This is a genomic window from Photorhabdus namnaonensis, assembly GCF_001684335.1.
GTDB lineage: Bacteria > Pseudomonadota > Gammaproteobacteria > Enterobacterales > Enterobacteriaceae > Photorhabdus > Photorhabdus namnaonensis.
In genome coordinates, this window is the sequence record NZ_LOIC01000089.1 from 1 (window position 1) to 12141 (window position 12141).

10 protein-coding genes and 2 pseudogenes are annotated in these 12141 nt (G+C 43.5%); 9 read left to right on the forward strand and 3 right to left on the reverse strand.

The annotated features are described in order from the left end of the window. A partial coding sequence (locus Phpb_RS20675) for a zinc ribbon domain-containing protein (protein WP_075489575.1) occupies nt 1-231 on the forward strand: 231 nt, incomplete at its 5' end. Between the two features lie 38 nt (nt 232-269). On the opposite strand, the gene sppA is transcribed toward Phpb_RS20675, so the two are convergent. After that, nucleotides 270-2135, reverse strand: a complete 1866-nt coding sequence (sppA, locus tag Phpb_RS20680) for a signal peptide peptidase SppA (protein WP_065392020.1) — start codon at nt 2133-2135, stop codon at nt 270-272. Between the two features lie 171 nt (nt 2136-2306). Between sppA and Phpb_RS20685 the strand changes: the two genes are divergently transcribed. The 3 genes from Phpb_RS20685 to Phpb_RS20695 are packed head-to-tail and all read left to right on the forward strand — an operon-like array spanning nt 2307 to nt 5848. Further along, nucleotides 2307-2858 carry an NAD(P)H nitroreductase gene (locus Phpb_RS20685; RefSeq protein ID WP_065392021.1) on the forward strand — a complete coding sequence of 184 codons (552 nt, stop codon included), beginning with the start codon at nt 2307-2309 and terminating at the stop codon, nt 2856-2858. A 12-nt stretch (nt 2859-2870) separates the two neighbouring features. After that, nucleotides 2871-3914, forward strand: a complete 1044-nt coding sequence (selD, locus tag Phpb_RS20690; RefSeq protein ID WP_065392022.1) for a selenide, water dikinase SelD — start codon at nt 2871-2873, stop codon at nt 3912-3914. 5 nt (nt 3915-3919) lie between these two features. Continuing rightward, entirely contained in the window at nt 3920-5848 is a 1929-nt protein-coding gene (locus Phpb_RS20695; RefSeq protein WP_065392023.1) for a DNA topoisomerase III, read from the forward strand. 65 nt (nt 5849-5913) lie between these two features. On the opposite strand, the gene xthA is transcribed toward Phpb_RS20695, so the two are convergent. Then, on the reverse strand, nt 5914-6720 hold the full coding sequence (xthA, locus tag Phpb_RS20700; protein WP_065392024.1) for an exodeoxyribonuclease III: 807 nt from the start codon (nt 6718-6720) through the stop codon (nt 5914-5916). A gap of 502 nt (nt 6721-7222) precedes the next feature. Between xthA and Phpb_RS20705 the strand changes: the two genes are divergently transcribed. Then, nucleotides 7223-8086 (forward strand): helix-turn-helix domain-containing protein, encoded by an 864-nt coding sequence (locus Phpb_RS20705; RefSeq protein ID WP_036780805.1) that lies wholly within the window; start codon nt 7223-7225, stop codon nt 8084-8086. 268 nt (nt 8087-8354) lie between these two features. Here Phpb_RS20705 and Phpb_RS20710 read toward each other — a convergent pair whose 3' ends face one another. Then, nucleotides 8355-9308, reverse strand: coding sequence for a hypothetical protein (locus tag Phpb_RS20710; protein WP_065392025.1), 954 nt, complete (start codon nt 9306-9308; stop codon nt 8355-8357). Between the two features lie 1175 nt (nt 9309-10483). On the opposite strand from Phpb_RS20710, the pseudogene Phpb_RS27620 reads away from it, so the two are divergent. The 4 genes and pseudogenes from Phpb_RS27620 to Phpb_RS24185 all read left to right on the forward strand — a co-directional run. After that, nucleotides 10484-11203 (forward strand): annotated as a pseudogene (locus Phpb_RS27620) (contractile injection system protein, VgrG/Pvc8 family); the annotation flags it as partial. Continuing rightward, nucleotides 11148-11663 (forward strand): DUF2345 domain-containing protein, encoded by a 516-nt coding sequence (locus Phpb_RS27090; protein WP_065392027.1) that lies wholly within the window; start codon nt 11148-11150, stop codon nt 11661-11663. The pseudogene Phpb_RS27620 and the gene Phpb_RS27090, both read left to right, overlap by 56 nt. A gap of 54 nt (nt 11664-11717) precedes the next feature. Further along, nucleotides 11718-11873 (forward strand): hypothetical protein, encoded by a 156-nt coding sequence (locus Phpb_RS26165; protein ID WP_165603327.1) that lies wholly within the window; start codon nt 11718-11720, stop codon nt 11871-11873. A gap of 116 nt (nt 11874-11989) precedes the next feature. Further along, nucleotides 11990-12141 (forward strand): annotated as a pseudogene (locus tag Phpb_RS24185) (helix-turn-helix domain-containing protein); the annotation flags it as partial.

The following is a 12141-nucleotide window of genomic DNA, read 5'->3' on the forward strand; positions in this document are numbered from 1 at the left end:
CAGTGGTTCGCCAGTTCGAAAACCTGCCATTGCTGCGGTCACAAAATGCTGGAAATGCCGCTGCGTAAGCGGCTTTGGCAATGCCCTTGCTGTCGAGTCGAACATGACCGCGATATCAATGCGGCGCTCAACATCGAGCGCAAGGGCATAACAGAATTACAGGCGGCGGGACTCGTCGTCTCTGCCCACGGAGGCCAGCGTAAATCCGTCATAAAGACGGTGGCGGCCTGAGAAGTGGGAAGCCTCGCCGTTTTTACGGCGGGGAGCAGTCACCGAATATCTCCGCAATTTAAACAGAATGCATAACGATTTTGCGGATCATTCAGATGGCGATAAAACTCACTTTGTTGTTTCACTTCCTGAGCTACCTGCACCAATGGCGCTGGGAGCCAGGCTTGAACCGCTTCCGGCACGATAGCTTGCGCGGTTGTTGTCAACTGACTCATCAGCAACTCACTGAATGACATTTCAGGCTGCATCCAGTCAAGTTCTGGGTTATCCAATTTTGCTAATTCAGCCGCTTTAGCGACCGCATCGTCGAAATCCCCTAATTGGTCGACCAATCCATTGGTTTTAGCATCATGACCAATCCACACATGTCCCTGAGCAATTTTATCGACTTCATCACGTGTTTTATGGCGTGAATTAGCAACAAGGCCGATAAAGTTGTTATAGCCATTTTCAATATTAAGCTGCATCAGTTCTGAGAACTGTTTGCTGAGTCCTTTGGTAACAGAAATACCCGCGAGTGGCGTCGTGGAAACGCCATCAGTGTGGATACCAATATGTTCCAGACTGTTTTCATAAGTGGTGATGACGCCAAAGATACCGATAGAGCCTGTCAACGTACTTTGGTTTGCGATGATGTAATTAGATGGAGTAGAGATCCAGTAACCACCGGATGCCGCCATTCCCCCCATAGAAACCACTACAGGTTTGTTTGCTGCACGTAGCGCGGCCAGCTCAGTGCGAATAACATCAGAAGCGCTCACACTGCCTCCAGGGCTGTTTACTCGCAGAATAACGGCTTTGATATTATCATCCAGACGAGCTTGACGAATCTGAGCGGCGGTTGTGTCCCCGCCAACCATACCTGGCGTCTGCTGCCCATCGACGATTGCGCCTTGTGCGACAATAACGGCGATATTGCCTTTAGATGATGATCTGCCTTCCACCAATTGCGGTGCATAATCGTAAATGCTGATAGCATTGAAGTGGCGGTTTTTTTCATCCCAACCAAAGGCTTTTGTCATATCGCTTTCAATGACATTGCGTGGCGCGACATAATCGACCAGCTTGTGTTTCAGCGCATATTGCGCATTGTCTCCGCCAACAGCACGTAAGCTGGCAATCATCTCATCAGCGCCTGGGAATACTTGATCAACAGTGAGTTTGCGGTTGGTAGCGACAGTATTGAGGTAGTTGTTCCATAGACCGTTGACCCAACGGCTATCAGCTTCGCGGGCATCGGGGGACATATCATCACGCATAACCGGTTCAACGGCTGATTTATACGTGCCGACGCGGAAAATATGCGCGGTGACTTTCAATGAGTCCAGCAAGGATTTGTAATACAGGTTATTGGTTGAATAGCCATAAAGACCAACCGTTCCTTGTGGCGATAGATAGATTTTATCGGCAAAGGTAGACAGATAATACTGTGACTGATTATAACTATCGCTGATAGCGTAAACAGGTTTACCGGAAGTTTTAAACTCGTTAATCGCCTTACCGATGTACTGCATAGATGGCTGGTCGGCGCTGATGAAATCATCAAGTTTCAGCACCAGGCCCGTGATTTTGGTATCGGTTTTTGCCTGGCGAATGCTATCAACAATATCAAACAGGGAGTTTTCCTGAAATTTATTGCTGGATGGGCCAAACAGTTCACGGCTCAATTGAGTCAATGGCGTACGGTTGGAGACTTGATCCACAATAACACCGGTGAGATTGACGTATAATGCCCCCCGATAACTATCTGCCGTTTTGTTTGGCTGTTGATAAATCAGAACACCGCCAACGACGATCAGAATCAGCGTGATAAAAATCAGGTTTGAAATGACTTCCCGAATAAAATTTAATAGTCGCCAACTCCATTTAAATAATCTTGCGATCAACTTCCATAAAATACGCATATCATCTCCAAAAATAGGATCAAGTGAAGCTATCCTAATGATCAGACATGTAAATGTCAGCTTCAAATAGTGGCATATTGTCTGAAAAGGCAGCTTTTGGGACTTTTATTTGTTAACAAATAAACAGAAAATGTTAGCTTATAACAAAATACATTATCTAGGAGAGAAAAGATGGATGCATTAGAACTTTTGTTGAACAGACGTTCAGTATCACGTTTAACAACCCCGGCGCCTCAAGATGAAGCGTTACAGCATATTCTGGCGGCGGGAATGAGAGCGCCTGATCATGGCGCACTGCGTCCGTGGCGCTTTATTGTCATGCAGGATGAAGGTATTGAGCGGTTCAGTCGATTACTCCATCAAGCAGCCATTGATAGTCAGCTTGGCGCTGATGCGGAAGAAAAAGCGAAAAGCGCGCCTTATCGCGCGCCATTAATCATCGCTGTTATTGCAAGAGTGGCTGAGAATTCCAAAATACCGGAATGGGAACAGGTGGTTTCCGCGGGTTGTGCGGTACATGCGATGCAAATGGCGGCGGTGGCTCAAGGGTTTGGTGGTATCTGGCGTACGGGTCCGTGGATTGATGATAAGACTGTGCGTGCCGGTTTGGGTTGTGATGAACATGACAAAATAGTGGGTTTTCTCTACCTTGGAACGCCTGTGCTAAAAGCGCCAAATAAGGTTACTCCGCCGGATATGACTAATTTTGTCAGCTATTTGTAACCGAGGTCTGTTATGTCAACAGAAGTTCGCCTTACTCAATATAGCCACGGTGCTGGATGCGGTTGTAAAATTTCACCAAAAGTTTTGGAAACCATTCTACATAGTGAGCAGGAAAAATTTCTTGACCCTCATTTACTGGTTGGTAATGAAACCCGTGATGATGCTGCGGTTTATGATATTGGCAACGGGACCGGTATTGTCAGTACGACAGATTTCTTCATGCCGATTGTAGATGATCCATTTGATTTTGGGCGCATTGCTGCCACAAATGCTATCAGTGATATTTATGCGATGGGCGGTAAGCCCATCATGGCGATAGCTATTTTAGGATGGCCTATCGATAAATTGGCGCCGGAAATTGCCCGTAAGGTGATTGAAGGTGCCCGGGCTGCGTGTAAAGGGGCCGGGATTGCACTGGCGGGAGGGCACTCTATTGATGCGCCTGAACCTATTTTTGGTCTGGCTGTAACCGGTATCGTTAATATTGACCGAGTGAAGCAGAACAGCGCGGCGAAAGCGGGTTGCCAACTATTGTTGACCAAGCCGCTTGGCATCGGTGTATTGACCACGGCGGAGAAAAAAGGCTTGCTGTTACCTGAACATCAGGGCGTCGCGATCGAAACCATGTGTCGTTTAAATAAGTTGGGGATGGATTTTGCCGAGGTGGCGGGTGTTACCGCAATGACTGATGTAACCGGGTTTGGTCTGTTAGGGCATTTGAGTGAAATTTGTGAAGGATCGGGGGTTCAGGCCACTCTCCATTTTGCAAAAGTGCCTAAACTGCCGGAAGTGGAATCCTATATTGAAAAGGGTTGTGTTCCGGGGGGAACCGGGCGTAACTTTGATAGTTACGGTCATCTTGTTGGTGAAATGACAGAACTTCAACGCAAGCTGTTATGTGATCCACAAACATCCGGCGGCCTGCTGTTGGCTGTTCTACCAGAAGCTATGGACGAAGTGAAAGCGATTGCACGATGTCATGGCATCGAACTGACCGCGATTGGTGAATTGTCTGAGCAGCAGTCAGGCAGAGTACTCATTGAGGTTGATGAATAATATCCATGCGGCTTTTTATTGCAGAAAAACCTAGCCTGGCCAGGGCGATTGCCGATGTTTTACCCAAACCGCATCGCCGTGGTGATGGCTTTATCGCTTGTGGGGATAACCAGTTTGTTACCTGGTGTATCGGGCACTTGCTGGAACAGGCGGAACCTGACGCTTATGACGGTCGTTTTGCCCGTTGGTCATTAGTTGATCTTCCAATCATTCCCGAAAGATGGCAGTTAAAACCGCGACCTTCTGTTGAGAAACAGCTCAACATCATCCAGACGTTGTTGGAAAAAGCCAATGAAATAGTGCATGCCGGCGACCCGGATCGGGAAGGGCAACTGTTGGTGGATGAGGTCTTGGATTTTTTGAAACTGGATGATGTGAGGCGAAAAAACGTTCGTCGTTGCTTGATTAGTGATCTAAATCCACAAGCGGTGACCAGAGCGGTTGAGCGGTTAAGGGATAACCGGGATTTTATTCCGCTATGTGTTTCGGCTCTCGCCAGAGCCAGAGCGGATTGGTTGTATGGCATTAATATGACCCGCGCTTATACCTTACTTGGCCGCAATGCGGGGTATCAGGGGGTATTATCTGTCGGACGGGTTCAGACTCCGGTTTTAGGGTTAGTGGTTCGCCGGGATGAAGAAATTGAGCACTTCGTACCCAAAGATTTTTTTGAGGTGAAAGCACATATTGTTACGCCGAAAGATGAACGTTTTATCGCTATCTGGCAACCAAGTGAATCTTGTATCGATTTTTTGGATGAAGAAGGACGATTGATACACCGGCCTCTGGCTGAACATGTGGTTGCCAGAATAACCGGTCAACCAGCTTATGTGACCTCTTATCAGGATAAACGGGAATCTGAAGTCGCTCCTTTACCGTTTTCATTATCTTCTTTGCAGATTGAAGCCGCTAAACGTTTTGGCCTAAATGCGCAGCAAGTGTTGGATATTTGTCAGCGATTGTATGAAACACATAAGCTAATTACTTATCCCCGTTCTGATTGCCGTTATTTGCCTGATGAACACTTTGCCGGTCGTCATGCGGTGCTTAATGCGATATCTATTCATGCAACAAATCTGTTGCCACAAGAATTACTGGAAATAGATAGAAAGAATCGTTGTTGGGATGATAAAAAGGTTGATGCTCACCATGCAATTATCCCGACAGCCCGAAGTAGTCATATAAATCTGACGGATAACGAGGCTAATGTTTATGGTTTGATTGCCAGACAATATTTGATGCAATTTTTCCCGGATGCCATATTTCGTAAATGTGTTATTGAATTAGAAATTGCCGGTGGAAAATTTATTGCTAAAGCCCGTTTTCTTGCTGAGGCTGGTTGGAGAACATTGCTTGGTAATAAAGAGCGTGATGAAGAGAATGACGGAACGCCATTACCCGTTGTTGCTAAAGGTGATGAATTATTGTGTGAAAGAGGAGAGGTGGTAGAGCGCCAAACTCAACCTCCGAAACCATTTACTGATGCGACTATCCTTTCTGCTATGACGGGAATTGCCCGTTTTGTACAGGATAAGGAGCTGAAAAAAGTTCTTCGTGCAACAGATGGATTGGGGACGGAAGCAACCCGGGCTGGCATTATCGAACTGCTGTTTAAACGGGAGTTTCTTTATAAGCAAGGGCGCCATATTCATGCTACGCCTGCGGGTAGGGCGTTGATTCATGTATTGCCTGATATGGCTGCTTTACCGGATATGACCGCCCATTGGGAATCCCGGTTAACACAAATCAGCGAAAAACAGTTCCGCTATCAAGATTTCATGGGGCCGCTTGAGGAGACATTGCAGCAATTAATTTGGCAGGCTAAACAGAACCGTAATTTAACAGCTTTTCGTGATTTACCACCACTACCGGTTAAAGATAAAAGAGGGAAAAAAACGAAAGCGACAAAAAATAGTAAAACAGCTGCGCCATAGGGCGCAGCAATTATTAATTAACGTTATTTTAAAATAAACGATTGATATTTTTTGTTAACAGAATATCAGATTTTAAATTCTGCCCAAACAGGGGCATGGTCCGAAGGTTTTTCCATCTCACGGATTTTATAGTCAATACCTGTTGCGATACAGCGCTCCACCAAGGGTTTAGTTGCAAGCAGTAAATCAATACGTAGCCCGCGATTATCATCAAACCCTTTGGAGCGATAATCAAACCAGGAAAATTGGTCGTTACATTCAGGATTGAGATGGCGGAATGTATCAACCAGGCCCCAGTTTTTCAGGCGATCCATCCAATCTCTCTCTTCTGGCAGGAAAGAACATTTACCTGTTTTTAACCAGCGCTTTTGGTTGTTCTCACCAATTCCGATATCCAGATCTGTCGGGCTGATATTCATATCGCCCATGATAATCACTTGTGATTGAGGGGTTAAGTTTTGCTCCAGATAGTTTTGCAGATCCTGATAAAATTTCTCTTTTGCTGGAAATTTCATTGGATGTTCACGGCTTTCTCCCTGTGGAAAATAGCCATTAATCACGGTCAATGGCCCGTGTGGGGTCTCCATTTCTGCCATGATAACACGGCGTTGAGCATCTTCATCATCCCCTGGAAAACCACGATGTACGGCAAGAGGCGCCTGGCGCGTTAACAGTGCGACGCCGTAATGGGCTTTCTGGCCGTGATAAAATACATGATAGCCAAGTTCTCTCACCTCTTCTAAAGGGAACGCTTCATCATGAACTTTTGTTTCCTGTAAGCCGATAACATCGGGTTGATGTTGCTCGACGATCGCAGCTAACTGATGGGGGCGGGCACGTAATCCATTAATATTAAAAGAGATAAATTTCATCTTTTACAGCCATCCAGTAAAAAGACACAGGAACAATAATAACAGATGGATCTTAAAAAGTAACTATTGACAATGGTCAGTACGAAATAGTAACGGTCCCCCTAATATTATAATTTGTTGTGGAAAATATAATAATTTGTAGTGAGAAACAGCCTCTGTTAGACCGTTTTTATCTCAAGTGTTACAAAAATTGATTACTGAAAAATGTAGAACCCTATCCTAATCTTTGATAGAAAATTGAGCTCGTTAGTAATGTTTATATTTTCTAATGGTTGATTGGTTGAGATTAATTTTTGAACCATGATAAACATGAATAATAGAGTTTATTGAGCCACCTATGTATTGAACATACGCTTTTTTTATGTGGTATATGTTTGAGAAGTATTTGTTTTTTTGTACAAAATTTATGCCTTCACAGTATCAAACTTGATTTAGCTGTCATTTGGTGAAGGCTATTTCAAAGAAATTATTTTAGCCACAAGTTATATAGGAACGGTGAATTATGTTTTTTTCTCGTAAATTAGAAGCATTCATGGCAGTGGTGGAAAATGGTTCTTTAAGTAAAGCGGCAAGAGTGATGAACCGTACAACTCCTCCAGTAGCTAAATCAATCAAAGACTTCGAGGCAACATTAGGGAAGCGCCTTTTCAAAAGGGAGAAATTTGGGATGAGTCTGACTAAAGATGGTTTAGAATTATATAATGATCTTAAAGATCTTTATTTACAAGAAAAAGAAATAACTAAAAAACATATCAGTGGTAGTATATGTAACATAGTTAATATTTATTACGATTGGGGGAAAAACAAACATCTTATTTATTTATATAAAGCAGCTGACAGAAATAGCTCCCAGGTAAATATATTCCGGTTTAGTTATGATAACATTGAAGAAATAGTGGATTACGACGGCAACACGCTCATTCTGAGCTCAGAAAAGATACTAAGTGACCGTTTTAGTCTCATTCGTAAAATAAAAGGGCCTGAATTGGGAATTTGCTGCCGGAAAGAATTATTGGATATTGCTGGTGGCGATGTGATGCAATTGCTCAAGAGTAATACTTGGCTATGCGATCCTGTACTTTATAAAAGTAGTTTCATTAAAAACCTGGAAGAAGAAGTTATTCAAAGTGGTGGAAAAGTAAATATGCGTCAGATGGATAATATGGGATGCTGCATGAATTTCATTTATTCCAGAGATTATATATTTATTACCGATTCTCATCCTGACGAATTGGAAGGAGGAGATGCTTTGAGTTTTGTTCCTATTGCGAAACCTGGTGCAGCAAATCAATGTTATATTTATAAATCTAAATCGCACTCAAGTGTACTTAATCGTTTTATCGATTCAGTCAATGACATGAGTTAAAATTCACCTACGCGGAGAGGATTATTGTAAGCTCCGCGTTGTTGTTATATGGAGATAATTATAAAGACTTTTCACTGTACCTAAATGATAAACTTATATTTATAATTCTTATTTGAATATTCCTCGTGAATATCTGGTAATGGTGAGGAAAAATGGATCGTTCCTCGCCTTTTGGGCAACGTATACTACAATCCTGACATGCTTATTCATTCTCGTCTGGTGTCAGGACAACCCATTTGTGCATGCACCATTCTGCATGGCCTTTGTTTTACTGCTTTAGCCACGGTGTTGTGGCGCTCCAGAAAATGATGTTAGCCCCTAAGTAACTTTCGGCAAAATCGGTAAACTCCTGCTGAGTGAAGGGTTTTTGAGTTTTTGGGTTGGTATAGGTTAGCGTGGGTTCCTGGACTGCCATTGCCACCAAATCCAGTTTGCCCTTGTAGCGGTTGAAAAAGGGATAAGCGTTTTTCATCTGAGCAGATTGATACGGTATGATATCGGGGCCGCCGAGACCGATCTTATTTTTCGACGCAAAATGAAAAAAGCGAGACATATACTGATGGTCATTATCCCATTCACACGGCCAGAAATTAACGTATTGCACCACGTAGGATTTTTTAAATACCTGGCGGGCAAATTTGATATTATCAAGTTCGGCGGCAAAATAGCGGTCACAGCTAAAACCGGTCTTATCCTGTTTCATGTCAATATCAACAGCGGTTTCTGGTAGATTAATCCCGGCAATACGGCCATCAAATTCTTTTGCCAGTTCGGAAAGCAGATTCTGATAGCTTTTGCGCAACGCTATATTCCACTGAATAGCAACCCAACCATAACTTTGTACTTTGCCTTCACCGGGATTATCAACTTGAGCAACTAAACCGCCTTGATATTTTGTGTCTTGTTGGAGATAAAATGGAATGTAGCGGGCATTTTTATCAAAAAAGCGATCTTGGATCTGAATAAACAGCTTCTTTTTTATTCTATTAAGCAACGACAGATCTTTTTCGATGGTGGAAAAATCATATTTCCCTGGTTCACTCTCCAATTGTTTCCAGTTATAAACAACTTGTACACCGTCAATGTCTTGACGTTTTAGCAAAGGATATAATTGATCGAGCTCATCGGATGAAGTGTAGAGATAGTTTTGTGATTTTCCTGCGAGTGCAGTAGTTGACAGTAAACTAAAAATCAGAGTAGCTGAGATAAGTTGTTTTAGCATTATAGTTTCTATCCTTAATTATAGGGGAATGAATCTCATCAGTTTATGACAGCTTAACAGGATAGATAGTTCCGTTACTTTATGAATTTATTTAACATCACAAAGTTACTTTATTGATCAATTGGTAATTATCTTCCGCATTTTTGTACTCATTTATCTCTAACTTTGTAAATAAATCCTGATAAAAAACAAATGAGCATCTTATCAATGAATATGATATTTATTGGGATTGTTGACGGCTTTTTTTAAAGATATTTAGTGATTTATTTTTTTAATTTCAATGGAAATTAAACGAATGGCATTTTATCATAAAAAAGTCTTGACTTTTTTATCGGTTAATTAAGAAAATTATTCTTTCTATAAATAATTTATCTTGCTGTAGAAGATAAGGAATAAATGGTGGGCATATCAGCGTAAAATATAATTCACACTCATTCTGATAATACGTTGTTTGAATAGGTTAATCGAGTTGCTAACTCTTAGAGCAGTAAAAGGATAGACATCCTGAGAGAGTATCATTAACAATATTCTGATTAATCCATCGGATTGTATTCGTGGTAGTGCCTTTGCACTTGCCCGGTGGCAATAAGGGTTGGTCTGTTTTTTTGTCCTGCATCACTGGATATCTTGTTATTCGTATGGCATGAATGAGAATTATTCTTTTTTACAGTGAGTTGATGTCTGATATTTAAAAAGGAATAATAAAATTGAAATCTATGTAACATATTGAATAGGAATGAAAATAGGATATTTCTCTAGTGGGGAGTTATCTGATTATAACAGAATATTCAAGTCCGTCTCATTTTATGGCAATCAATGCAAGCTTATTTTTGTCAATAAATGTCATGTTACTGTTTATGGAGTTTAAATATTTATCCCGGCATGCTGTTATCTCGGCAGAGATAAGGGGGTACATTAAGAATCGTATTTTTTTGAAAAAAAGAGTTGATCTTTATAAGCACCCGCCAAGAAGATAGGGAAATTCAGAAATCGTTCATCCTGTTCATGTATTGATGTATTACGAAAACATGCATGGCCCGTGTAAATATTTACGGCTCAGTTAACTGCGATCGGGAAATACCGGCGTGGGTTATTTCCCGATATAACCATAATGACATGGCCCTATATTGAGTTCTTATTGTTTACTCATGACCGCAGAAGATTTAGGAGAAAATATGACGTATTCAACACCGGTGATTATCTTTGATCACAGCCGCTACAGACTAAAAGTATGAGGCAATAAAGTTCCGCTGGATGTGCTGGCCTTTACCGGGCAGGAAGCCCTAAGCCAGCCGTTTCACTATGCCATTGAATTCACCAGTGTGGAGAAAGGGATTGAACCGGCACAGATGCTGATGCGGCAGGCGGCATTCACCCTGACTTCGCCTGAGATCAATCCGGGGATACGGGGCTGGCCGATCGAGCCGCCGGCACCGTTGCGCTCGGTTTACGGGGTGATCAGCGGTTTTAAACTGCTTTCCACCTCGCCGGATGAAAGCCGCTATGAAGTGACGCTAGAGCCACGGTTGGCATTGCTGGCGAGAAGCCATCAATACGCCATCTACCAAAAACTGTCGGTGCCGGAGATTGTGGAGAAAATCCTGCGGGAGCGGCATGGATTTCGTGGGCATGACTTCCTGTTCAGTCTGGCGTACAGCTACATCAACGCATTCGCCTGCGGGGAATGACCACCTCCGCCACGCTGGTGCCGGGACAGTAGTTTTGAAATGGCGTTTACCGCCATTCCTTATTCTGAAACCGTCTGCTTTCGCCCGGAGCGGGTGCCGAAACCGGTGATGGCGGGCACGATACCCGCGCGGGTGAGCAGCACGAAAGTGAATGATATCTACGGCGATATCGACAAAGACGGCTTATATCGAGTGTCGTTTAACTTTGGTAGCGGCGGGTGAAAGGATCAGCCTGTTTGCCCAAAAACTGGGCATCAAACTGTTTGCCAGCAAAGGCCGGGTAGAGATTGAGGCGCAGGGTGATGCAATGGGGCTGGCGGCACTGAAAGATATCACGGTGAATAGCCATGAAGGGAAAGTGATCATCAGTGCCAAACAAGAGATTTTGTTGGTCAGTGGCGGTGGTTATATCCGAATAGGGAATGGTCAGGTGGAGAGTGGAGCGCCCAATCACATCATCCAACGGGCGACAGCGTGGCAGAAGTTTGGCGGGCAGAGTGTTAGTCAGACAGTACAGCAATGGCAAACCGCGAATTATGCTGTAACGCCGAAGGCTGTACGGGCTTATAAGGTTTCTCCGTTAGACCGTCAGAATATGCAGTTCCATGCCGAAGATGGCGGCGTACAGGCATTATCAACCATACAGAATGGAAAAACCCCCTTGTAAAAGCAGGTTGGGGTGGAAATCAGTCAATTGAAAATAAAAGATGAGGAGTAAATGATGAGTGAGCCGAAGGAAAATGAGATTTTTATTCACCCTGAATATGATGAACTGGGCCTCCCTTTAGAGGATAATCTTAATGAAGTACTTAATAAGCATTTAAGGTTATTAGCAAAATCCGCCGTAAACCCTCGCCCAATGCGGGCGGTGATATAAGGCGAAAAGCCCGCAGGGCTTTCAGGTTATTAACCATCACGTTCACTGGCAGCCCGGGGGGGACACGGCCAAAAAAAGTGGTTAAAATACATAAACTATCCCGATGAGAGCTGATGATGTTAAGAGCCACCAAAGTCCGCATTTACCCGACACCCGAACAGGCTGATTATCTCAATGCTTAGTTCGGTGCGGTCCGTTTCGCGTACAACAAGGCGCTCCACATCAAGAAGCACGCTTATCAACGCCACGGGGTGAACCTCAGCCCGCG

What these genes read in the sequence shown, in the direction of transcription:
- sppA (WP_065392020.1), bottom strand. Translation starts at nt 2,135, where the DNA reads ATGCGTATTTTATGGAAGTTGATCGCAAGATTATTTAAATGGAGTTGG.
- Phpb_RS20685 (WP_065392021.1), top strand. Translation starts at nt 2,307, where the DNA reads ATGGATGCATTAGAACTTTTGTTGAACAGACGTTCAGTATCACGTTTA.
- selD (WP_065392022.1), top strand. Translation starts at nt 2,871, where the DNA reads ATGTCAACAGAAGTTCGCCTTACTCAATATAGCCACGGTGCTGGATGC.
- Phpb_RS20695 (WP_065392023.1), top strand. Translation starts at nt 3,920, where the DNA reads ATGCGGCTTTTTATTGCAGAAAAACCTAGCCTGGCCAGGGCGATTGCC.
- xthA (WP_065392024.1), bottom strand. Translation starts at nt 6,720, where the DNA reads ATGAAATTTATCTCTTTTAATATTAATGGATTACGTGCCCGCCCCCAT.
- Phpb_RS20705 (WP_036780805.1), top strand. Translation starts at nt 7,223, where the DNA reads ATGTTTTTTTCTCGTAAATTAGAAGCATTCATGGCAGTGGTGGAAAAT.
- Phpb_RS20710 (WP_065392025.1), bottom strand. Translation starts at nt 9,308, where the DNA reads ATGCTAAAACAACTTATCTCAGCTACTCTGATTTTTAGTTTACTGTCA.
- Phpb_RS27090 (WP_065392027.1), top strand. Translation starts at nt 11,148, where the DNA reads ATGATATCTACGGCGATATCGACAAAGACGGCTTATATCGAGTGTCGT.
- Phpb_RS26165 (WP_165603327.1), top strand. Translation starts at nt 11,718, where the DNA reads ATGAGTGAGCCGAAGGAAAATGAGATTTTTATTCACCCTGAATATGAT.